The organism is Lacipirellula sp., assembly GCF_965279485.1.
Taxonomy (GTDB): domain Bacteria; phylum Planctomycetota; class Planctomycetia; order Pirellulales; family Lacipirellulaceae; genus Lacipirellula.
In genome coordinates, this window is sequence record NZ_CBDIIC010000001.1 from 1,775,514 (window position 1) to 1,795,453 (window position 19,940).

13 protein-coding genes, 1 tRNA gene and 1 pseudogene are annotated in these 19,940 nt (G+C 61.8%); 8 read left to right on the forward strand and 7 right to left on the reverse strand.

What is annotated here, in order from left to right; genetic code table 11:
• Positions 1–57 precede the first annotated feature (57 nt).
• A complete protein-coding gene (locus tag ACQY7R_RS07455; protein WP_428304958.1) occupies positions 58–1,323 on the reverse strand; it encodes a DUF819 domain-containing protein in 1,266 nt (421 codons plus the stop codon).
• A 258-nt stretch (positions 1,324–1,581) separates the two neighbouring features.
• Between ACQY7R_RS07455 and ACQY7R_RS07460 the strand changes: the two genes are divergently transcribed.
• A tRNA-Leu gene (locus ACQY7R_RS07460) sits at positions 1,582–1,667 on the forward strand.
• A 677-nt stretch (positions 1,668–2,344) separates the two neighbouring features.
• Entirely contained in the window at positions 2,345–4,033 is a 1,689-nt protein-coding gene (locus ACQY7R_RS07465) for a PQQ-dependent sugar dehydrogenase (RefSeq protein ID WP_428304959.1), read from the forward strand.
• Here ACQY7R_RS07465 and ACQY7R_RS07470 read toward each other — a convergent pair.
• The 3 genes from ACQY7R_RS07470 to ACQY7R_RS07480 form a co-directional block, all read right to left on the reverse strand.
• Positions 4,025–6,379 carry a glycosyl hydrolase family 18 protein gene (locus ACQY7R_RS07470; RefSeq protein ID WP_428304960.1) on the reverse strand — a complete coding sequence of 785 codons (2,355 nt, stop codon included), beginning with the start codon at positions 6,377–6,379 and terminating at the stop codon, positions 4,025–4,027. The two genes, ACQY7R_RS07465 and ACQY7R_RS07470, sit on opposite strands and share 9 nt — an antisense overlap.
• 196 nt (positions 6,380–6,575) lie before the next feature.
• On the reverse strand, positions 6,576–9,341 hold the full coding sequence (gene ppc, locus ACQY7R_RS07475; RefSeq protein WP_428304961.1) for a phosphoenolpyruvate carboxylase: 2,766 nt from the start codon (positions 9,339–9,341) through the stop codon (positions 6,576–6,578).
• A 46-nt stretch (positions 9,342–9,387) separates the two neighbouring features.
• Positions 9,388–10,308, reverse strand: coding sequence for an AraC family transcriptional regulator (locus ACQY7R_RS07480; RefSeq protein ID WP_428304962.1), 921 nt, complete (start codon positions 10,306–10,308; stop codon positions 9,388–9,390).
• 206 nt (positions 10,309–10,514) lie between these two features.
• Here ACQY7R_RS07480 and ACQY7R_RS07485 point away from each other — a divergent pair, with 206 nt between their 5' ends.
• The 6 genes from ACQY7R_RS07485 to ACQY7R_RS07510 all read left to right on the forward strand — a co-directional run bounded on the left by ACQY7R_RS07485 (position 10,515) and on the right by ACQY7R_RS07510 (position 18,238).
• Positions 10,515–11,438 carry a sugar phosphate isomerase/epimerase family protein gene (locus ACQY7R_RS07485; RefSeq protein WP_428304963.1) on the forward strand — a complete coding sequence of 308 codons (924 nt, stop codon included), beginning with the start codon at positions 10,515–10,517 and terminating at the stop codon, positions 11,436–11,438.
• A gap of 56 nt (positions 11,439–11,494) precedes the next feature.
• Positions 11,495–12,337 (forward strand): sugar phosphate isomerase/epimerase family protein, encoded by an 843-nt coding sequence (locus tag ACQY7R_RS07490; RefSeq protein ID WP_428304964.1) that lies wholly within the window; start codon positions 11,495–11,497, stop codon positions 12,335–12,337.
• A 228-nt stretch (positions 12,338–12,565) separates the two neighbouring features.
• Positions 12,566–13,606 (forward strand): Gfo/Idh/MocA family protein, encoded by a 1,041-nt coding sequence (locus ACQY7R_RS07495; protein WP_428304965.1) that lies wholly within the window; start codon positions 12,566–12,568, stop codon positions 13,604–13,606.
• Positions 13,607–13,618: 12 nt separating this feature from the next.
• Positions 13,619–15,709 carry a glucosamine-6-phosphate deaminase gene (gene nagB / locus ACQY7R_RS07500; protein WP_428304966.1) on the forward strand — a complete coding sequence of 697 codons (2,091 nt, stop codon included), beginning with the start codon at positions 13,619–13,621 and terminating at the stop codon, positions 15,707–15,709.
• A 96-nt stretch (positions 15,710–15,805) separates the two neighbouring features.
• Positions 15,806–17,011, forward strand: coding sequence for an acyltransferase family protein (locus tag ACQY7R_RS07505; protein WP_428304967.1), 1,206 nt, complete (start codon positions 15,806–15,808; stop codon positions 17,009–17,011).
• Between the two features lie 222 nt (positions 17,012–17,233).
• A complete protein-coding gene (locus ACQY7R_RS07510) occupies positions 17,234–18,238 on the forward strand; it encodes a hypothetical protein (protein WP_428304968.1) in 1,005 nt (334 codons plus the stop codon).
• 18 nt (positions 18,239–18,256) lie between these two features.
• Here the strand turns inward: ACQY7R_RS07510 and ACQY7R_RS07515 are convergent.
• The 3 genes and pseudogenes from ACQY7R_RS07515 to ACQY7R_RS07525 all read right to left on the reverse strand — a co-directional run.
• A pseudogene (locus tag ACQY7R_RS07515) lies at positions 18,257–18,457 on the reverse strand (helix-turn-helix domain-containing protein); the annotation flags it as partial.
• A complete protein-coding gene (locus ACQY7R_RS07520) occupies positions 18,444–18,665 on the reverse strand; it encodes a hypothetical protein (RefSeq protein ID WP_428304969.1) in 222 nt (73 codons plus the stop codon). The pseudogene ACQY7R_RS07515 and the gene ACQY7R_RS07520, both read right to left, overlap by 14 nt.
• Positions 18,666–19,713: 1,048 nt before the next feature.
• A partial coding sequence (locus tag ACQY7R_RS07525; RefSeq protein WP_428304970.1) for a hypothetical protein occupies positions 19,714–19,940 on the reverse strand: 227 nt, incomplete at its 5' end.

Sequence of the window (19,940 nt, forward strand, 5' to 3'; positions counted from 1 at the left end):
GGGAAACGGCTAGGGCTGGCAGGCATACTCGGCCGAGTGTCGGGGCCACCCACCGCACTACAAACTCTCGCAAATCGCAGCGGTGAGCAGCCCCGCGTAATTGCCGATCGCGTAGCCCAACAGCGCGAGTAGCACCGCCGCCGGCATCAAGCTTTCTTTATGATGCGCCGCGACGCACGACGCCGTGGCGATGCCGCCGACGTTCGCGGCGCTCGCAATCGCCGCCGTGTGGATGTCGACGCGCAACACCTTCGCCGCCGCGAGGCAGAAGAAGCCGTGGATAAAGATGCAGATCGTGGCGCCAACTAAGAACGGCACGGCTTGATCGGCCGCTTGGGCGAGATCGGCCGTGGCGCCGGTTCGCGCCATAAACACGAACACTAGCGCCATCCCTAAGTGACGACTCGAAGGCACGTGCCGCAGCGGCGTGAACGACAGGCCGATGCTGATCGTGGTGATCAGTAAAATACGGGCCGTGCTCTCGCTGAATTGCACTGGCCAAACGCGGTCGTACTCAGCGAATTTCGCCGTCAAGGATTGCGTCGACCAAAGCGCGAACGCCGTCACAGCGAACGCGGTGAACAACAGCAGCAAAAAGTCTTGATAGTTTGGCGGCCGTCCATCGAGTTGCGTCGCGGCAGACATCGCATCGTGGTGAGCGACGCGCTCGGCGTCGACCTTCGCGAACCGCGCGAACGGTTCGGCGATCTTTTTCGAGGCCAGCATCACCGGCAACCAAATGAGCAATAGGGCTGTATCAGCGAGCACCGCCAGACCGAACTGCGTGCCGTTGGCGCCAGTTGCTTCGGCGACGGCGGCCAGGTTGCCCGTGCCGCCAACCCAACTGCCCGTGAGCGCCGCGTATGCCTTCCAAGCATCGGGCCCCAACCATTGCTTCACGCAGGCGTAACCCACCACTGCGCCCACCACGACGCCAAGCGCGCCAATGAGCATGACGCCGACGCCCTTGCCGACGACGCGCACCGCTCCGGCGACGTCAACGTTCAGCAACATCAACACGAGCATCATCGGCAGCGCGTAATCGTTGATCACGTCGTACGCCGGCGATTCAGTTGGCAGCACATTCGGAATCGCCGCGAGCGGCGCTGCGGTCGCCGGCTTCTCTGCTCCGCGATCACGAAAGTGGGTCAGCACGTTCCCGCTATTCGCCAAAATCACCGGCGTCAGATAGATGAACACCAGCGGCGGCACATAGTTGAAGAGCGGCCAGCGCGTCGCCTTCTCCAGCCAAAAATAAAACGCACAGATGCCGGTGAGCACCGCCAAGATCGTGGCGTTGCTGGAAATGTAAGCGTGATCCATGAAACCCTACGCGCTGCGACGGCCGAAGCGAATCGAATCGAAGCCTGAATGCTGAACATGGCGGAGCGAATTTACAGCCTCGCCGAACCTTTTCGCCGCCCCGAGGTTCATCCTAACAGAAGCCCCCAACAGACGGAGGGGCGGCACGGCAGCCTCCGACGGAATGCGGCGGCCCGTCGCCTTGCACCTTTGCGCAGCGAATGCTCCAATGCCCGCACGACGCATCGTTTTCCACCGACTACAATGACGCGTCGGTACGGCCGTGTGGCGGAATTGGCAGACGCCCTGGACTTAAAATCCAGTGAGGGGTAACCCTCGTGCGGGTTCGAGTCCCGCCGCGGCTACTCTCCTTCCGGGGTGTGCGTCAGAAAGCGCCCGCTCCTTCTAACAGCACTGCCTAATCGCGCTGCGAAATTCGCTCCCCAACTTTTCCGCCCGAGCTCAGCGCTCCAGGGTGGCGGGACGATGCTCGGCGTCTCGCGGCAGGCAAGGGCCGGGATTGAATCCGCCCCATCGAGAAGCGAGCTGGCAAGGGTGGACTAGTCGCGTCCCCCGGTCCTCAGCAAGTCGTGGTACCGGCGTTCCGGGCGAGCCTCCCAAGATCCCGCAGCACGCCGTACCGCGTCCAATCGACAGATAGCCCAGGGGAAGGGGGCGAAAAGGCTCTTAACTATTTAATTTAGTCCTAAATCCTGAAATCAGTAGCCCTTAGGACGAACGAGCAAGGCCGCCGGAGGCCGTCGGCTGGCGGGTTTCGCAATCACCTAAAGAGGTGACTCGGCACGCAGGTTGAGGTGCTTGCGCTGGCGTCAACGCTCGCGCAGGCAGTGGCGCCTTCCAGCTTCGCTGGCGCGATTCCTATTCCTACCAGCAGCGTTGCGAGTTGCTCCATAGGGCAAACCGCATATTTTATCGTCGCCGCAGTCGCCGGAATCGCGTATTTCTGATACACTCATATCTACTATTCTGGCGCTCTCGGAGGCGAGCGCCAGTCGGTAACACGGAACACTGGACAGGCACCATGAATCAGAGACCTCTCACGCTCTCGGCGCGCGCGCCGAGCGGCCGGCGGCGTTTCGCACTTCCTTCCTACGCGTCGTCGCTGCTAGCCATTGCCACGGCGAGTTGCTGCACGAATGCCGCCGATGCCGGCGTCGTCGGACGCGAACTGGTCGCCCAAGGCCTTAACTGGCCGATGTACGCGACGTTCGCGCCGGGAGATTCGCAGCGGCTGTTCGTTATTGAACGCGGCTCGCCGGAATGGAGCGAAAACGCGACCGCTGCCATCCGAGTCATCGACCTCGCGACCGGACAACTGCAGGAGACTCCTTACCTCACCATTCCGGGCGTGAACAACATCGGTGAAGGCGGAGTGCTCGGCCTCGCGTTTCACCCTGACTTTCAGAACAATCACAAGTTCTACCTCTCGGTCACGGCGAACGACGACGACCCGGTTAGCGTCACCAGCGAGTACATTCGTGAGTACTCTGCTCCGAGCGCGAACGCGACGACGGCGAACCCTGAATTCACGCCGATCATCAGTTGGGCAAAACCCGACTACGCCCACAATGCGGGCTGGATTGGTTTTGGTCCCAACGACGGCTACCTCTACGCGATGTCTGGGGACGGAGGTCTGGGCAACGACTGGGGCCCCGGCCACACGGAGCCGGGAGGCAATGCGCAAGACCTAACCGACAACCTTCTTGGCAAGGTGCTCCGGCTCGACGTCAATCGCGACGATTTCCCACAAGATTCCGCGCGCAATTACGGGATTCCTTACGAAACGCCGCAGTCTCCCGGCAACCCCTTTGCGCCAACGACGCCGGGAGAGGAGAATCCCGAGGGGGACGACGAGATTTGGGCGTACGGTTTGCGAAATCCATTCCGAGCTGGCTTCGATCGAGCTACAGGCGACTTGTGGATTGGCGACGTCGGGCAAGCCCAGCGAGAAGAGGTCAACTTTCAGTCGGGAAGCAGTCGCGGCGGCGAAAACTACGGGTGGCGCGTTCGCGAAGGCAGCGTCCCGCGCGATCCCAACCTGCCGGAAGTGCTGGTGACCGACCCCGTCGAGCCAGTCTATGACTACGGGCGTCCGGGGACTTCCGGGCTAGACCCAAATTTCACTGGCGTTTCCATCGTTGGCGGCGTCCCGTACCGCGGCCCCGATCCAGAACTGCAGGGAAATTACTTCTTCGCTGACAATGCAATGAACCGGCTCTGGATGCTGACGCCGGCGACGGAAACGTCTCCGCAACAAGTTGTTTACCTCAACGATCTGATTCCCACGGACATCGGTTCGCCGGCTGGCCCGGCTGCGATCAGCGAGGATTCCGTGGGCAACCTCTACATCTCCTACCTGTACACCGGCGAGATCTATCGGATCGTGACCGATACGCTAATGCCGGGAGACTTCAACGCCGACGCGAAGGTCGACAACGCTGATTTGGCGATCTGGGAAGGGAACATCGGTATCAAAACTGGCGCAACTTCCGCGATTGGCGACGCCGACGGTGATGGCGACGTCGATGGGACCGACTACTTGGCTTGGCAACGCAACTACGGCTGGTCATCGCTGAACGTCGCCCGGCAAACAAGTTCAACAGTCGTACCTGAACCGACGAGCGGCGTGTTGCTCGCCTGCGGAGCGATTAGGTTGGCTGCGTACCGGCGGCGGGCGCAGCTACTTGACGGGCCTACTAGCCTAGCCTGATCGCCTCGAACGAGCAGGGCGCCTCACAAGCCGCAACAGCGACGCCAAGATGAAGCTTGGCGGTCGGGAAACGCTGCGCCGGCGAATCATCGACGCCACGCAGGCGATTAAAGCGAGAGCCAGCGAACTCGGCTCAGGAACGGCGACAGTGGCGCCGGTCGCCGCTGTCTGCCCGAGATTCCGTTGCCACACTAAGAAATCGGCTCCGTCGACGATGCCGTCGGCGTTCGCGTCGCCATCCCAATGAGTGGCGTTCACGGTTCCTGCTCCGAGCTTCCAAAGCTCGAGATCGGCGGCGTCGACCTTGCCATCGGCGTTGAAGTCGCCCGCAATCGGTGCAGCGAAAAAGCTGCTTTCCTGGCCAACCCACAGGTTGCTGACGCTGAAGTTCCCCTCAGCGGATGACTTGAACTGCAGCTGAGTAATGACCGGGTCGAAGCCGGCCCCGCCATTGGCGGTGAGCATCCACTGAAACTGCGGATCGGTGAAGTTGCCAATGTTAGAACCGTAGGCAAACAGTGAAGCCTGCAGCGTGTTGGCGGCGGTTCCGTTGCCGGAAATTTTGCCGACAAACAAATAGGTCGCGTCGGCGGCGAACCCGTCAGCCGTCACGTCGTCGCCCGCTGCGTCGGCTTGGCTGCGAATGCTGAAGTCTGTCTGCTGGCCGTGGAACGAGAAATCGTACTGCACCGAGTTGGCGGAGTTGAGCAGTTCGAGCGATAGCGTCCGATTCGTCGAGGCGAGTTGCGTCGCCGTGAGCGACGCGGTGCTTTGCCGCACGACGAAGGTAATGTACGTGTCGCCTTCGGCGGCTAGATCGACCGCTTGAGCCAGGGTTGTTTTCATCGTGCGCTGCGCACCATTGATGCCGTCGGCGACTTCGCCGGCGGTTTGGTTGCGGATCGTCACGGACGAAGCCGAATACTTACTGGCGCCGACGCCAGTTCCGGCGAACGGCAGATTGCCAGGATTTTGCTGACGGAAGTTGCCCGTCTCCTCGAAGCCAGCGCGTGTCGCTCCGGACTTCCAGCGGCCGCTGAGGCCGACGGAGGCGTTCAGCTTTTCGAACTCGCCGGTGAATGCCAGCCGATCCGGAAGCGCCACGCCCAAAGCTGCATAACGCCCTGCGAGCCAAGTAGCATCCGCCTGGTTCACGTAGCCGTTGCCGTCGCGGTCGCCCTTCTCCCAGTTGCCGTTCCAGTAAAAAGCCTCGATCTGGGCGCCCGCCGCCGTCCCGGTGGCGATAGAAAACGTTCCCATGTTGTCGGCGAGGGCGTTGGCGTCGGCGGCGTCGACTTTGCCGTCGAGATTCAGATCGGGCGTCTGCTTCTTCACCATCGCGTAATGTTGGGCGACGCGGTGGAGGCTGTACTTGCCGGTTGCGTCGTAGTTCATCGTCCACGAGAACAAGCCGGGCATGCCGCGGTCGATGGCGAGTTGCACTTTCTCGCGAATTTGCTTGCGGCTCTCGATGTTCCAGGTGGCTGTTTGAGTATTACCGGAAATATCCTTGATGGTTCCGGTGAACGTCAGCGCATCGTAAGGAAGGTTCGGGTTCGCTTGGACGATGGCTTCTAAAGTGACTGTCGCGGGAGGATCGGTGGTCTTAACTCCCCAGGTGCCGAAGCCAATCCCAATCTGGTCGTTGGAGAACGCCTTCGCGGCGCCTTGTCCCGTCAGAGCGAGCTTCTGGTTCGCGTAGGTTCCCGTTGAAAATACACTGAGATGATAGCTCATCATAAAGATCTGATCGTAGACCTTCGCATCGAACAGCGCCGTGTTGTCCCAAGAGTAGTCGGTGCTGCCGAAGTCGCAGACTGAAACCTCGATGCCGAGCGGATTCAGCGTAGCGCGGAGTTCGCGAGCAAGTTGCGTGTAGTTACCCCACTCGGTCGCATTCGCCGGGCGTTCCCAGTCGAGGTTGTACCCCTTCATGTTGTTCGCGACGAGGAAGTTCTTCACGTTGGTGACGAACGTCGCTCGCGTCGTGGGACTTGAGATAATCGCGTTCCACACATCGGCGGTCGCCCCGCCGTTGACGGTGAACATGCTTGAGTGCAACGCGAAGCCGCGCGCTTGCGCCGCGGTCTTCAAGGGCGCCAACTGGTTGGTAGCGCCGGAAGCGTAGTAAAGCGTGCCATCTGCTTTCGGCTGCACTCCGCCGAAATAGAGAACGTCGGACACGTGATCGTAGATGCCGTTCGTGTTGAAGGCGTTGATCTGGGAGACCGTCGTCCAGTTCGGCACATACCCCCAAATGCGAAAGTCCGCGGCTTCCCAAGCCGAGCGGCTCGCCGTCTGAGCATGAGCTTCGCGCACCTCGCCCGCGGCTAGAAGGCTTGTCATGACGCAGCAAGCGCGTGCGAACCAACGGCGAGACTGGCGACCGACCATGCTGCCTCTCGAGAAGATGTGAACTGTTCCAGTTCCTATCTTACTCGCGAGCCGTCATCTCGACGTTAGGGATCGGCCGCAGAAGTCTCTCGCTTTTGCGGAGAGATTTCATCGATCTGCGAAGCGATTGTCATCATATCCAATTGGCTCAGCCCGTCGTACGCATTCCCGTCGAGAGGCCTTTGACGGTGAGGTTCGTCAGGTATTCGAGCTCTTCCTGCCGCTCCGGCGTCGCGGCGCCGCGAGCAGCCCGCTGCAGCAATTCGACCTGAATCATGTTGAGCGGATCGACGTAGCCGTTGCGGATGTTAATCGACCGCTGCAGCCAGGGGACTTCGTCGAGCAACTCGCGATTGCCGGTGATCGTCAAGATCGCCCGACGAGAGCGGTCGTACTCAGCGACGATCGAAGCCGTCAGTTCATCGGCGCCGCTGATGCCCGCCGCGAGTTCAGCGTATTGCTTGAAGACGGTCATGTTCGCCTTGGCAAGGGCGAGCGACGCGTTGTCGATCATCGCGGTGAAGAACGACCACTGGCGGTACATATTGGCCAGGATCGCGGCCATCGACGGCTCGGCGGTGGTGAGCGCCTCGCACGCCGAGCCGATGCCGTACCACGCGGGAATGATACAGCGATTTTGCGTCCAGGAGAAAACCCACGGAATGGCTCGCAAGTCTTCGATCCGGCCGCTCGCCTTGCGCTTCGAGGGGCGCGAGCCAATCGGCAAGCGTTCGATCGCATTGATCGGCGTCGCCAGGCGATAGTACTCTCCGAAGGCGGGATGGTCGACGAACCGGCGATACGCGGCGAGCGATTCGGCGCCGAGGCGATCCATTGCTTCTTGCCATTCCGTCGGCGCCTGTCGCGAGCGGCGCGAAACGGCGGTGAGCGTCGACCACGCCACTTGCTCCAAGTGGCGGTGCGCGATGTAGGGATTGTCGTACCGCTCGGCCAACACCTCGCCTTGCTCCGTTAGCCGCAGCGAACCGGAGAAGGCCTCGGTCGGCAGCGACAAAATACTGCGAGCCGCCGGACCGCCGCCGCGGCCGAGCGCCCCGCCGCGACCGTGGAAGAAGGTGAGCGTCACGCCAAACTCGTCGGCAATCTGCTGCAATTCGATTTGCGATTGGAACAAACACCACTGGGCCGCGACGTATCCGCCATCCTTCGTACTGTCGGAGTAGCCGATCATGATCATCTGCTGGTTCTTCAGGCCGCGCAGATGCTCGCGGTAGGCCGGCTTCTCGAGCATCGCCCGGAAGGTGGCCGCCGCACCTTTAAGATCGTCGATCGTTTCAAATAGCGGCACAATCGGCAGCAGCAATTGGGCGTCGGCCCGGTCGCCGCCATCGACGCTTTCCGACGCCCGCCACAGCCACAACACCGTGAGGATGTCGCTCGCATACTCGGTCATGCTGATCACATGGCCGCCGAGTGCACTCATGCCAAATCGCCGGCCAACGCGGCGGAGGAGCGTGAAGAGATCGAGCGTCTCCTTGGCCGCGGGCGAGAGCTCGACGCCGGTGGTTGGAATCGGCCGGCCGATGGTCTGCAGCAGGCGGTCGCAGCGCGTCGCTTCATCGAGCGTCGCGCCAGCTTCAACGACGCCCATCGCCTGCCATAACTCGTCGATGACGGCGCGGTAGACGCCCGAGTGTTGCCGCACGTCGAGCCGTTCGGTGTGAAAGCCGAAGAGCAAGATTTGATCGAGCCACGGCTGCACTTCGACGGCTTCGGTCGTGCCGTTGCGCGTCGCCAGCAGGGCGGTTGCAGCGACGTTCACGTCGGCCCACAGTTCGCTCGCCGATTGGTAGGCACCGGCCGGCGGGGTCGCTACCCCTTCGAGCGACACGGCCGCAGTCTTCCCCAAGCGCCATTCGATGGCGTGGAACCACTGCCGATAAGATTCGAGCGGCCGCTGCGATTTCAGTTCTTCGGCCAGTTCCGGGAACTGCGCGCCCACACGGCGAATCGCCTCGGTCAGGGCTGGCGGCGGCGGTGTTTCGCGGTCGGAAATGCTGAGGTACTTCGACAGCCGTTGCCCGGTCTCCAGGTGCAAATCGATCGCCGTGCGGCGAAGGCGTTCGAGCGTCTGCTGCGTCACCTCCGGCGTCACGAACGGATTGCCGTCGCGATCGCCACCCATCCACGAGCCGTAGCGAATCAGCGGCGGGTCGTGCTGCAGCTTCACCGTCGGATAGTCGGCCTGGAGCGCTTGCCGCAGCTCATCGAGCAGCGCCGGCGCCTCTTCCCACAGCACCGGCAGGAACGCGAGCCCGCGCATCACCTCGTCGAGCACCGTCGGCCGGCGCGGACGAATGAAATCCGTTTGCCAGAGCATTTCCATTTCGCTCTGCAAATGCCGATTGATGCGGGCCTGTTGCCGCGATTGTCCCTGTTGCTCGTCGCGTTCAGCGAGCGTTTTATGAATGCGACGCAAAATCCGCCGCACCGAGCGCCGCTTGGCCTCGGTAGGATGAGCGGTGAGTACCAACTCGATCGCCACGCGATTGACGAGCGTCTGCACTTCCGACGCGGTGAGGCCACGACTTTTAAACGCGGCAATCGCGTCGCGAATCGATTCCTTGCGAGGTTCAGGGAACGACGCCTCCTCGCGCTGCTGCAGCGTGCGGATCCGCTGGCGATCTTCCGCGACGTTGGCCAGCTCTAGGAAGATGCTGAAGCTGCGGACCACGACCTTGAGCTGCGCTTCGTCGAGTTCCGCAAGGAGCGACTTGAGCGACGCCCCTGCTTCGGCGTTCCCTTCGCGCATCGAACGCGCCAATCCGCGAACCTTCTCCACCAGTTCCAGTCCCGCGTCGCCGGCGAAACGGGTGATCGTCGTCCCGACCATTCGTCCAAGGTCGTCGATCTCGCGGCGCAATTCGGAATGGGAGTCGCCGTTGGCAGCCATGGCAGTCTTTGCGGGGTGGGGAGGGAAGGTGGGGGCAGGGAGGGCTTTACGCTGGCGCGGCAGCGCGGGGAGGGTTCTCGAACGCACGCTGCGGGTGGCCGCCAGGCGCCCGATGCGCGGCTCGAAAGTCTCGCGGCGTCATCCCGCGGAACTCGCGGAATCGCCGATTGAAGTTCGACGCATTTTCATACCCCGAGCGGAGGCAGACCTCAAGGATGCTCAGCTCAGTCTCTAGCAGCAGCCGCGAGGCAAGGCCGATGCGCAGCTCGTTGACGTAGTCGGTCACCGTTCGCTGGGTGCCGTTCTTGAAAAACCGACTGAACGCCGAGGGGTGCATGCCGGCCAACTTTGCCAAATCGCCTTGGTTGAGCGACGGTTCGGCGAGGTGATCGTGGATGTACTTGCAGACCCGGTTGAGACGATCTTGCAGTCGGGGGTGGAACGAAGGGGCGAATCCGGGGCTGGCTAGCGGCGCCAAATCGGCCGATTGGGCTAGTAAGTTGAGGATGCCGAGCAGCGACAACAGTCGCGCGGAAGGGCGTTGCCGCAGCATCTCCCGCACGGCAACCGCCACACGTTGCTGCGTTTCGCCGCGAACATGCAACCCGCGGCCAGCGCGATCGAGCAGTTCGACCGTATCGACCATTTCCGGCAGGCCAAAGAATTGCCCGCCAAACTGCACTGGGTCGAACTGCACCACCACGGCAGGGTGTCGGTCGTAGCGCTGCCCGCGAAACTCGTCCGACGCCCAGTGGTGCGGCAGATTCGCCCCCAGCAGGACCAAGTCGCCGTCGGCGTAGTTGCCGATGTGGTCGCCGACAAAGCGGGTTCCCGAACCGCGCTCAATGAGGCAGATTTCGACCTCGGGATGGTAGTGCCAGCCGGCCGGTTTCTCGATAATGCTGCGATCGAAACAGCGGATCGAGCTGCCGGTGGGCGGGATCAGTTTTTCGAAGGAGGGCTGCATCGCTTTCAACCGTTGGAGGTAAGCGTGGCGAAGGACCGCCGCGAGGCGATTGGGCCGCACATAACTCGTGGCCCCGATTGTAACGCGAGATCGCGCAAAATCTGTACAAGAAATTGCAACGGACCGGGGAGACAGGAGCCGCGGCAACGCCCATCATGGTGGGTTCGCCGACCCTTTACTTGACTGAGCCTGGGGAGACGCACTCGATGAACGTCGCTGCTTCCAACCGCCGTAACTTCCTGCGCCAGGCCACGACTGCCGCCGCCATCGCGGCGATCGGCTCCGCCGTGCCATCGGCCGCGCGCGAGTCAGCCGCGGCTCAACGAGCCGCCGGAGCCCCCTCAGAACAACTGCAACTCTACAAAGCAGTGAAATGGGGCATGATCGAGAACGCCCCCACGGTGCTCGACCACTTTCAGATTTGTAAAGAAATCGGCTACGACGGCATGGAGCTCATCAGCCCGGCCGACTTCTCCGCCGAAGAAGTTCGTAAGGCGAGCGACGCCACCGGCCTGCCGGTCCACGGGCTAGTCGACATGAAACATTGGGACGTCCGGCTCTCGGACCCCGACGCCAAAGTCCGCGACGAAGGCGTCGCAATCCTGCGACAAGCGATTCTGGACTGTCACGCCTTCGGCGGCTTCTCGGTGTTGCTCGTTCCCGGCCGCGTCAACGGCGCCGACGAGAACCACGACCATGTCTGGCAGCGTTCGATCGTCGGCATTCGCCAAGTACTGCCGCTCGCCAGCAAACTCGGCGTCCGCGTGCTCATCGAGAATGTCTGGAATGGCTTCTGCGAAACGCCGGAACAGCTCCGCGACTATATCGACGAAATCGACAATCCCTGGGTCGGATCTTACTTCGACATCGGCAACGTCGTGAAGTTTTCGCCCAGCGAGAACTGGATCCGCACACTCGGTTCGCGGATCGTCAAACTCGACGTGAAGGATTGGAGCACGACGAAGGGCTTCGACGCCAAGATCGGCGAAGGGGACGTCAACTGGGCCGCCGTCCGCGAGGCGCTCCGCGAGATCAAGTTCTCCGGCTGGTGCACGGCGGAGGTGGCCGGCGGCGACCGCGAGTGGCTAGCGGACGTCTCGAAGCGCATGGATCAAACGCTGCTTGCATAGAACACGTCGATAGCCAACTCAATTCAAATACAGTGGAACCGAGGCAAGGAAACAATATGAGCAAGTGGCCGATTGGAGTCTTCATCAGCATCGACGCCGGATTGGGCGTCCGTCCCGAAACGGCCCATGAGCTCGGGATTTCGACCGCGCACCTCCACACCCCGCATGCCGGATCGCGCACGCCGGAACGGGCCAAGGAATTCGTCGCGAAGCTGAAGGATCTCGGCATCCGCGTCACCGTCGTCTTCGCTGGCTTCGAGGGCGAGAGCTACGCCGACATCCCGACGGTCGAGCGGACGATCGGCCTCGTGCCGCTCGAAACCCGCGCAGCCCGCGTTGCCGAACTGAAGGAAATCGCCGACTTCGCCCACCTGATGGGCGTCGACGTGGTCGGCCTCCACCTCGGCTTCGTTCCGCACGATCGGACGAGTGCTGATTACCAAGACGTGCTGAAGGTGACCCGCGACGTCTGCGATTATGCCGCGAAGAACGGCCAGGCGATCCACCTCGAAACGGGCCAAGAGCCGGCCGACGTGCTGCTCGCGTTCATGCAAGACATGGAGCGCGACAACCTGTTCATCAACTTCGACCCGGCGAACATGATTCTCTACGGCTGCGGCGAACCGATCCCCGCGCTGAAGACGCTCGGCAAGTATGTTCGCAGCATTCACTGCAAGGATGCCACTTGGTCGGATAAGCCGGGCGACACCTGGGGCGCCGAAGTGGCCCTCGGCAAGGGCGCCGTCGACTTCGCCGCGTACCTCAAGACGCTCCAAGAAATCGGCTACACGGGGCCGCTGACCATCGAACGCGAAATCCCGCAGGAACCGGTGCGGCAAAAGGCCGAAATCGCTGCGGCGGTCGAGACGCTGGAAACGCTGAAGGCCCGGTTGGCTTAGGGCGGAAAGACCTACCACGAAGACTCGAAGACGCGAAGGTTACACAAAGAAAGACAAAGATTTGGAACCGCGGATGAACGCCGATAGACGCAGATAAAGAGAGGGGCTTGGCGAACTCTCCTAGTTTTTATTTGCGTCCATCGGCGTTCATCTGCGGTTAAATCTTCTTCGTGAAGTCTTAGTGCCTTCGAGCCTTCGTGGTTAATCAAATCAAAGGGAAAGCAAGCAATGATCGAAGTCGGCATCGTAGGCCTCGGCTTCATGGGGATGATCCACTACCTCTCCTACCGGAACATTCCGGGGGTGCGGGTGGCGGCCATTTGCGAGTCGAAGCAGAGCCGGCTTGAGGGCGATTGGACCGATATCAAGGGGAACTTCGGCCCCTCCGGCGAGCAGATGGATCTGAGCGGCGTCGCGACGTACTCGAACGTCGACGACATGCTCGCCTCGAAGAATCTCGACCTGATCGACGTGACGCTTCCCCCTGCCCTGCACGCGGAGGTCACGCTCAAAGCGCTCGCTGCCGGGAAGCACGTCTTCTGCGAAAAGCCGATGGCGCTCACCTCGGCCGAGTGCCAGCGAATGTCGACCGCCGCGGCTGCGGCAGATCGCCGGCTGTTCGTCGGGCATGTGTTGCCGTTCTTCCCAGAATACGCCTGGGCCTACGAAGCGGCGACCAGCGGCCGCTATGGCGCCCTCCGCGGCGGCGCGTTTCGCCGCGTGATTTCCAACCCCGCTTGGCTAAAGAACTACTGGACGGCCGACCAAGTCGGCGGCCCGCTGTTCGATCTGCACGTGCATGACGCCCACTTCATTCGGCTGCTATTCGGCATGCCCGACGACGTCATCAGCCGCGGCCGGACGCGCGACGGCCTCCCTGAGTTCTGGCACAGCTTCTTTAGCTTCGGCGACAAGGACTACGTCGTCGAAGCGACGAGCGGCACGGTCGACCAGCAAGGCCGCGCGTTCAATCATGGCTTCGAGATTCACCTCGAACGCGCGACGCTGCTGTTCGAATTCTCTGTGCTGAACGGCGCGGGGGCTTACCTTTGCCCGCCGACGATTCTCGACGAATCAGGCAAAGCGGAGCGCGTGGACCTCGGCAGCGGCGACCCGATGGACGCCTTCGCCGCGGAGCTGCGCAATGTTGTCGAAAGTCTGCGCAAAAATCAGGAAAGCGAGATTCTCAACGGACGGTTAGCCGAAGACGCCGTGAAGATTTGCGATCTGGAAGCTGCCAGCATCGCAGCGTCTCGCATCCGGCGCTAAGTCGGTTAGAATGTGAGATTCACACTCACGAACGCGCAAGAACTAACAACTGAGGTCCGCTTTTACCGCGGCCTCGCCCACCACGAATCAGGCCTTCCGCAGCCCTTTATGAGTACGATTGATTCGCCCGTCGCCGGCGCCCTTCAACCCACCGACGCCACCTCCATGCACGATCACAGCTCCTGCCCCGAGAAGATTCCCTGCCGCGTCTACCGCCATGCCGGTGAAGCGAGCAAAGCCGTCGCCGCCGAAATCGCCGCGTTCATCCGCGAGCGGAATTCGCAAGGTCGCAAGACGGTCCTCGGCCTCGCCACGGGCAGCACCCCGGTCGGCGTCTACGGCGAGCTCGTGCGGCTGCACAAAGAAGAAGGCTTGTCGTTCCAGAACGTCGTCACGTTCAACCTCGACGAATACTTTCCAATGCAGCCCGACGAGCTTCAGAGCTACGTCCGCTTCATGCACGAGAACCTGTTCGATCACGTCGACATTCTCGAAGAGAACGTTCACGTCCCCGACGGAACGCTCGCCGACACGCAGGTCGAAGAGTACTGCCGCAACTACGAAGCGATGATCGTCGAAGCGGGCGGCATCGACATCCAGATCCTCGGCATCGGCCGCACAGGTCACATCGGCTTCAACGAACCTGGTTCAGGTCGCGATAGCCGCACGCGCATGATCACGCTCGACAAGAAGACCCGTCGCGACGCGGCGAGCGACTTCTTCGCGGAAGAGAACGTGCCGCGGCGGGCGATCACGATGGGCGTCGGGACGATTCTCGAAGCCAAAAAGGTCATCCTGATGGCCTATGGCGAAGGGAAGTCAGCCGTCGTCGCGAAAGCGGTCGAGGGTGAGATCTCAGCGATTGTCGCCGCGAGCTTCCTGCAAACGCACCCGAACGCTCAGTTCGTGCTCGACGATGCCGCGGCCGATGCGCTCACGCGTCGTCGCAGCCCTTGGCTTGTCGGCCCCGTGAATTGGGACAACGCCGCGATCCGCAAGGCCGTCATTTGGCTCGCCCAAAAGGTGCAGAAGCCGATCCTGAAGCTGACCGAAGAAGACTACAACGAAGAGGGCCTGCAGGATCTGCTCGCCAGCCAAGGCCGGGCGTACAACCTGAACATCGAAGTCTTCCGCGAGTTGCAGCAGACGATCACCGGTTGGCCGGGCGGCAAGCCGGAACATGCTCGCCGCGCCGGCGATTCGCTGCGCTTCGGCGAAGGGAGCTTCCCGAAGCGGGTGCTGATCTTCTCGCCGCATCCCGACGACGACGTCATCTCGATGGGCGGTACGCTCATCCGGCTCGTCGACCAAGGGCACGAGGTGCACGTCGCCTACCAAACCTCCGGCAACATCGCGGTCTTCGACGACGATGCGATCACCTTCATGGACTTCGTCTCGGAGTTCAACCGCAAGTTCAACATCGATCCCGAGCGGACCGCTGAGTTCGAACGGCACATCGACGAGTTCGTGAAGCACAAGCAACAGGGCCAAGTCGACAGCCCCGAAGTACAGTTCATCAAGGGGACGATCCGCCGCGCGGAAGCACGCTCGGCGACCCGCTGCTGCAACATCCCGGAATCGCAGCTCCACTTTATGGACATGCCGTTCTACGAAACGGGCCGCGTCCGCAAGAAGCCGCTCGGCGACGACGATATTCGCATCACCGTCGAACTGCTCCGCAAGGTGCAGCCGCACCAAATCTATGCGGCGGGCGATCTTTCCGATCCGCACGGCACGCACCGTACCTGCCTCGCCGCAATCCTGCAGGCGTGCAAGCAGATCGAAGCCGAAGGCGACGAGTGGTACCAGCAGTGCCAAGTCTGGCTCTACCGCGGCGCCTGGCAGGAATGGGGCGCCCATCAAATTGAGATGGCGGTCCCGCTCAGCCCGCAGGAACTCTTGCGGAAGCGTGCTGCAATCTTCAAGCACGAGTCGCAAAAAGACCGCGCACTGTTCCCGGGCAACGACCCCCGCGAATTCTGGCAACGGGCCGAACAGCGCAACCGCACCACGGCCGAAACCTACGACAAGCTCGGCCTCGCCGAGTACGAAGCGATCGAAGGGTTCGTCCGCTGGAAGGGCGATCTCGACTCGGTGCTGTAATCGTGGTGTAATCCTTCCCTGCAGCCATGCGGCTGGATCGAATCTTCGATCCGTTCGTCCCCCTCCCCTTGATGGGGAGGGGCTAGGGGAGGGGTGATGCAGCAGCCTGCGGTTTCAACGTCCACCGATTCAAAACCCTCCCCGCGTCTGGCGTCGATTGACGTCTACCGCGGCCTGGTGATGCTGCTGTTGGTGCTACTCGATGCGCCCAACGGCTGGACCTCCGCGGTGCGCGAGGGGTATCCCGACTCGCCGTGGATTCAGGCGCTGGCGCAGCAGTTCGAGCACGTGGCGTGGGCCGGCATCGTCCTATGGGACATGATCCAGCCGTCGTTCATGTTCGTCGTCGGCGCGGCGGCGGCGTTTTCGTACGCCTCGCGGCAGCGGCGAGGCGACTCGTTTGGTCGCATGCTCGGGCACGCCGTCTACCGCTCGCTGCTGCTGATTCTCATCGGCGTCTTCCTGAGGTCGGAAGGGGACGACGCGACCGACTGGACGCTGGAAGACGTCGTCTCGCAAATCGGCCTCGGCTACGTGTTTTTATTTCTGCTGTGGAATCGCGGTTGGCGGGTGCAGCTCGGCGTCGCGGCGGCGATCCTCGTCGGCTATTGGCTGCTATTCGCACTCTGGCCGCTTCCCGCGGGCGATTACGATTACGCGGCGGTGAACGGGCACGTCTATTACGAAGGCTTCTGGGCCCACTGGAATAAGAACGCCCATCCAGCCCACTACTTCGACGGCTGGCTGCTGAACCTCTTTCCGCGGCCGGAGCCGTGGGTCGCCAACGGCGGCGGTTACAACACGCTGAATTTCGTTCCGTCGCTGGCGACGATGATCTTCGGCCTGATGGCCGGCGAACTGCTGCGAAGCGAAGCGGCGCCCAAGCGAAAGCTGTTCACGCTACTCTCGAGCGGCGCCGTGGCGCTGAGCCTCGGCTTGGCTTGCCACTTCGCGGGCGTCTGCCCGATCGTGAAGAAGATCTGGACGCCCAGCTTCACCCTCGCCGCTGGCGGCCTCAGCCTGCTAACGCTGGGGCTGCTCTACGCGATCGTCGACCTGCAGGGTTGGCGCCGTTGGGCCTTCCCGGCGGTGGTCGTGGGGATGAACTCGATCGCCGTTTACGCGCTCATTCACCTCATCGCCCACTGGACGCTGGAGAATTACCTGCGGCACTTTGGCGCGGGGATGTTCACGCTCTTTGAACCAGCGTGGGAGCCGCTGCTGCAGAATCTCGCCGTGGGGGCGTTTATCTGGTTGATCTGCTACTGGATGTACCGGCGGCAGTTGTTTTTGCGGATTTGAAATCGGGCGAGCGAATTCGGTAGACGCCGCGAATCGCCCCCGGTTTGAAGAGACGGTTCACGAATGGTTCTCGGCGTCCCACTCGATATGCAATTATATCCTACGAAACAGGGGGTTTTCTAGCATTCGGTCGGATTGCGGATTATGCTGTCGAGGGGGGTAGTCACGCCAGCATCCACGCCCGTTATCCGAACAGGCCCTACGACAACGTAGGGTTATGCTATGAAACCTGTCCACGCCAAGAAACCCGCCAAGCCTAGCGCGACGTTCCCGCTCTACGCGCATGCCGGCGGTTCGTGGGCGAAAAAGATTCGAGGCAAGGTGAAGTATTTCGGCCCGTGGGGTGACCCCGGCGGGGCGCTACGCCGCTACCATGCCGAGATGGCCGGGCTAGTCATCGTCCAGGGCGATAGCGTCGGCTTCTACGTCGATCAGTACACTGCCGAGAAGGAAGCGGCTTGCTCGACTGGCGATATCACGCCAACCACCCTCGCCGAGTACAAGAGCGTCTGCGGAGCCATCGTCGATCTGTACGGGCGTGACGCTGCCGTCTCGACGCTCGACTACAACCGGCTGCGGATCGCACTGGCGAAGGGTAGACGGGGGAAGGGGCTCGGCGTCCTCACCCTCAAGCGGAATCTGGTCGTCGCCCGTGCCGTTTTCCACGATCAGCCCCGCGCGGCGAAGGCGCTCAAGTCGCCAGCGGCCCGACAACTCCGCGAGGCCCGGTCGGCCCGTGGGGAGCAGCTTTACACTGCTGCCGAGATACGCCGGTTGATCGCAGCCGCCGACGATGACTTCCGCTGGCGAATCTATCTCGGAATCAACGCGGCGTTCTCGCCCAAGGACTGCCGCTTGTTCCCCGGCCCGGAAGGGAACTGGCACAACTTTCCGCGCGTTAAGACGGGTGTAGCGCGACGCTGCCATCTATGGCCTGAGACGGTCACCGCCTTGAAGCTACGCGCCCCGGTATCGTTCACCGATAAGCGTACAGGTAGCAGGAAGTTCGCCGAGCTATGCGAAGCGGCGAAGGTTAGGAACATAGGCTTCTACAGCTTGAAGCGCACTTTCGTCACCCATGCGGAAGGGTCGCAATCAGCGATCAACATGATTTGCGGTTGGAGCCCTCGCAGTTCCGACATGGCCAGCGTCTACAGGCAGAAGACGTTCGATAATAAGATCAGAGCCGTAACGGACGGCCTGAGAAACTGGCTTCTCAAAAAGTGATAGGCACTCTGCTACGTCCTCTGGACGAACGCGCCACGACGGGCGTTTGCCCTTCGCTACGTTGGACGCGCGTAGGAAGTTACCAGCGATCCAACCCCGCACGGTCGCCGGTGATACCTTGGCCATGCGAGCTACCTCTGGCACTGTAAGCATCGACCCGCGCAGCATGGCGTCGCTGACGTAGACGAACTGCCCCGGCTTCAATTCAATCTCTGGCATCGCCGATACGCTCCGCAACGTCGGCTAGGTGCGTGCCGTGAAGGCTGACGAACCGCGTTTGGGTGTTGAACAACCCCGGCCCTACTAAGTCTGGGCCGTCCCACAATTCGTATTCCATCGGCGCGGCGTCGACAGCTTCCCAGACCGCGCCTTTTGCGGTGTGGTCGTTGCGATCTCTAAGCCGGACTTTCAGTTGTTCGCGGTTCATCCCTCCATTATCCCAACCCCGCTACGGGCGCTCTACGCAAACCCTCTCCGGTTCATGGGAATCCCCGCCATCGCAATCCGTACAACCCCACCTAATTGCCACTTGATTTGTAGCAGGCCTTTGAATTATACTGGGGGATCATTCGCGTATTGGCCATTAGCATTAGCACCTGTTCGCATAGGCCTTTGCACAACGCCTCGCCGACGCGAAAAAAGGAAGCCTTTCCAGCGTCGAAAGCGTATCTCGCCGACGCTAAGACGACGGTTTCTGTAGTTCGTCCGCTCGCCGGGAGTAACGCATCCCCCGAGAGTAACGCAGCCGACTAGGAGCGATCAGACGAGGCAACACGAACCGTTGTCGTAGTCGCTTCCGCCGCGTCGAGAGATTGCAGGATCGGTCAATCCGTAGACCGCCCTGCTCCCTCATAATCGGCGACGCATGTAGTCGATTCCGTTCCGGGAGGTCACTACACTCCACGCTTCCGATGGGGTAGCAGGCCTTCGATCAGCCCAATCTGCTACGGGGACCGTTCCGGGATTCCTGGCGAAGCGGAGCTAAGACGCCAGTGCCTTAACAGCCTATTCAGCAGATTAACAACCTCCCCCAACCGAGCACTCCCACAACCCCTCTCCCCTCAACCTGACTGCCGAGCCTCCCGACCCTCCGCATCGCAGCAGCGAGCGGCTACGGAGCCCTTGCAGCACGAATCGTCGCTCCGCACACAGGCGATTGGCCATGCGATCCCACCGAGGGCTGGCGATCCTTCACCCGATCGGCTGTTAAATAGCCGCAACCATCCGGAATCGTATCAACTCGATACACCGGGCCGCAGTGCCCCCTACAACCGCTGCGAGCGTCGAAGGCGGATTAAACCCTCCACCCCGTACCATCCCTACACCTAACCGCATGCCAATTGCCTAGTCGGCACGCTCCGCACAACCACTACCCCAATCACGACTTCCACAAATCCGATCGAATGATCTGTGAGGGTCGAGAATCGCATAGCTGTAACGATTAGGGGTGGCTAGGGTAGGCCTACAATCGTTCGTTAAACGGCATTCGGATCAGCCCTCGCGCATGGCGTAGAGCGCATGATCGAACCGACCATTCTCCGCGCTGCGATCAGCAGAGCATGTTCAACCCGTTCCAAACGATCTTCCGTTACAAGCCGGTCGGCGCGTTCCACCGATAGGGCGCGCATAGCCGCTACAGTGTGCAGCACCTTGCCCGGATTGCGGCAAATCGCACTTTTCATTTCGTTCATGCCGCCTGCGT

What these genes read in the sequence shown, in the direction of transcription:
- ACQY7R_RS07470 (WP_428304960.1), bottom strand. Translation starts at nt 6,379, where the DNA reads ATGACAAGCCTTCTAGCCGCGGGCGAGGTGCGCGAAGCTCATGCTCAG.
- ACQY7R_RS07455 (WP_428304958.1), bottom strand. Translation starts at nt 1,323, where the DNA reads ATGGATCACGCTTACATTTCCAGCAACGCCACGATCTTGGCGGTGCTC.
- ACQY7R_RS07520 (WP_428304969.1), bottom strand. Translation starts at nt 18,665, where the DNA reads ATGAACCGCGAACAACTGAAAGTCCGGCTTAGAGATCGCAACGACCAC.
- ACQY7R_RS07505 (WP_428304967.1), top strand. Translation starts at nt 15,806, where the DNA reads ATGCAGCAGCCTGCGGTTTCAACGTCCACCGATTCAAAACCCTCCCCG.
- ACQY7R_RS07510 (WP_428304968.1), top strand. Translation starts at nt 17,234, where the DNA reads ATGAAACCTGTCCACGCCAAGAAACCCGCCAAGCCTAGCGCGACGTTC.
- ACQY7R_RS07485 (WP_428304963.1), top strand. Translation starts at nt 10,515, where the DNA reads ATGAACGTCGCTGCTTCCAACCGCCGTAACTTCCTGCGCCAGGCCACG.
- ACQY7R_RS07480 (WP_428304962.1), bottom strand. Translation starts at nt 10,308, where the DNA reads ATGCAGCCCTCCTTCGAAAAACTGATCCCGCCCACCGGCAGCTCGATC.
- ACQY7R_RS07465 (WP_428304959.1), top strand. Translation starts at nt 2,345, where the DNA reads ATGAATCAGAGACCTCTCACGCTCTCGGCGCGCGCGCCGAGCGGCCGG.
- ppc (WP_428304961.1), bottom strand. Translation starts at nt 9,341, where the DNA reads ATGGCTGCCAACGGCGACTCCCATTCCGAATTGCGCCGCGAGATCGAC.
- ACQY7R_RS07495 (WP_428304965.1), top strand. Translation starts at nt 12,566, where the DNA reads ATGATCGAAGTCGGCATCGTAGGCCTCGGCTTCATGGGGATGATCCAC.
- ACQY7R_RS07490 (WP_428304964.1), top strand. Translation starts at nt 11,495, where the DNA reads ATGAGCAAGTGGCCGATTGGAGTCTTCATCAGCATCGACGCCGGATTG.